This window comes from Enterococcus plantarum (assembly GCF_001730295.1).
Classification (GTDB): domain Bacteria; phylum Bacillota; class Bacilli; order Lactobacillales; family Enterococcaceae; genus Enterococcus_L; species Enterococcus_L plantarum.
Window position 1 is genome coordinate 1 of the sequence record NZ_MIKA01000029.1, and the last position, 2,611, is coordinate 2,611.

The window sequence follows — 2,611 nt, forward strand, 5'->3', positions numbered from 1 at the left end:
TTATTTATACGCCGTCAATCATCGTCACAAGTAGGCACAAAGTAGTATATCTGGAGGGCTTAATGGTTATTTACGTAGTATAAAAAAAACGAGGAAATCTTTTTCAAACGTCTCTTCTATATAACTATAATTTAGTTGAAATTGGAATTAAAAGGACTTGTTTGTTTACCAACAAATAATTAAAAAGATGACATATAGAAAGGAAGAGGAAGACATGCTTCATTTAGGCATTGTAGGCCAAACAAATTTAACTGATAAATGGACACATGAGTGTAAGAATAACCTCTATGATCTTATTGAAGTGAAAGACAAAGAACAGCTCGCTTACTTAGATGGCGTAGTGATTCCAATGGAAACGACAGAGCAATTAAGTCAAGTTATTGACTGGATAGTTGCTTGTCGAATCAATCCAACGGTTTTCATTTGGGTGTTCTCCGAAGTACCACTTGAAACAGAGAAAAAAATTATGATGAGTATAGGTGCGACAGATGTGATAGCTATGCCAGAAACCTTTACGTATCTATCAATGAGCGTTGAGAATACGTTTGTCCGATTAGGACACAAGTACAAGGAGAAGTCAGAAAAAGAGGAAGAGGCACCACAAGTAATTCAACTGAATGAACTAAATCAGTCCTTAGTTGTAAATGAAGTAGAGAAAGAGTTGACTCGAAACGAGTACAAGGTGTTGTCATTACTCTATGAAAAACCAAATACTACTGTATTATACAGCACCATAGCAAAATCGTTGTGGCCGGGAAAGGAATTTAACATTTCACGTATAGCTAATATTATATGCCATATACGGAATAAAATAGGAAAGAACGATACCTGTTCTATTGCGACAATCCGATCAAAAGGATATATGTTTCGCCTGAATAACTCTTGATAAAACAGATATTGAACGTCTATGTGTTCCGGGAATTTGATTAAATAGAGAGTATTTCAGGAGACATGTTTTTTTATGTAAGGGGGGTGATACTATTTTTTTAGAAGAAACCATGTCGTACATAAGAGAGGAGGAATAAAATGAAAAGAAAAAAAACTATTTTTTTTCTAGTGGGTTTGATTACATCATTATGTGTGTATCTATATCTAGGTGCGCCACTGATTAAAGCAGATGAAATGACTCAGTCAACTACAGAAATGTCTGCAGCTATAAAATCATCTGAAACAAGTATGTCTAAGGAAAACGATACAACGATAGATTCCGAACAGAGTATGAAAGAACCAATTCAACCAAGAATGGAAAATATTGAAGCCTATGAACTTACTGCGAATGGTACGGGAATTGTTGCTAAAAATATAGCAAAAACGATGACAGATATCCAAGGTTACAATGGTGATATTGCCGCAATCAAACAAATGATTCTCAAAGAGACAGGTGCCAAAGCATACGGGTTATCCGGGGGATCTGTAGTGGATGTCACAGACAGTATCCAAGTATCTGACTTAAAGGGACTAGAGACCGTTTCATCGAATGATTTGCAAGAATTTCATTTAACGCTAACAGTACCGGCGACTCAGTCAGGAACAGGTAGTGCGTTGAGTAGTGACGTCATCGTATACATTGGAAATGTTGCAAAGGTAAGTAATTGGAGTCAATTAGATGCTGCTCTAATGAGCAATACGGTAACAATCGTTGATGTACAAAGTTCTATGACAAATACGGCGACTGGTAGAGCAGACCGCAATCTTTCAGACAATCGGCCCAATTATGTATTACTAGGGAATGGCTATTCGCTCGATTTCATAGGCTATTCCTATAGATGGGGCACGAATACATCCATCGTGCACAAAGCAGTGGTCGATAACGTTGACCTATATGGCGGACACTACTATGGACCAGTGACAATGTGGGATCGAAATGCCTATGGTTCAAGTATTACGTACCGCAATGTAAATTATACTGGATCACAATTGACCGCTTCTTTCCAAGCTGTTCTGCGCTTTGAAGGGAAAAATGTGATTAAATCGAAAGCTACTCAGTATACATCCTATAATGGGACAGTCCGAAATATGGCTGATACAAACCAATCTGGTTTGGAGTCACACACTCTAGTGTTTGCCTCTAATACAGATACGACTATTGAAGCAGAAAACGGAGACGGTGTGATCTTAGGTAGTTGGTATTCTGACTGGGATACGGTCGCTACTATTCAACCGTCATTAACACTTGAAGAGAATGCCACCGCCACAATTCGTACATTAGGCAATACAGGGGAAACCAACTCTTGGCAAACAAATGGAGGAAGTATTCCGTCCGTCATCAGTGTACAAAGAAATGGAAAAATCGACGTTGGGAAAAATGCTAATCTAAATGTTGAAACGGCTGATGGAACGACACGTGTACCAGTTCGTTTGGGTTATCAGGCAGCAACATCGCAATGGACGACGAGTATCAATCTTGAAGACAGTAGTAATTTCAATGTAACGATCAATGGACCAATCAGTAACACCAATTCTCGTGCAGGATTCATGCTTCAACAAAATTCAGCAATCAATGTAGGAGATAACGCAGAGATGGTCATCAATGCCAATCAAATGACCACTGGAGCACCGGTTATTTCTATGGGGCAAAATGCCAAATTTGATGTCGCCCAAAAAGGAAGTC

General features: G+C 38.6%; 2 protein-coding genes. Both read left to right on the top strand.

Going from position 1 to position 2,611, the window contains the following annotated elements:
- Nucleotides 1-214: 214 nt before the first annotated feature.
- Nucleotides 215-886 carry a helix-turn-helix domain-containing protein gene (locus tag BCR22_RS09735; RefSeq protein ID WP_069654723.1) on the top strand — a complete coding sequence of 224 codons (672 nt, stop codon included), beginning with the start codon at nucleotides 215-217 and terminating at the stop codon, nucleotides 884-886.
- A gap of 140 nt (nucleotides 887-1,026) precedes the next feature.
- Nucleotides 1,027-2,611, top strand: a 1,585-nt coding sequence (locus BCR22_RS09740; protein ID WP_141706563.1) for a pectate lyase-like adhesive domain-containing protein, incomplete at its 3' end; no start/stop codon positions are given.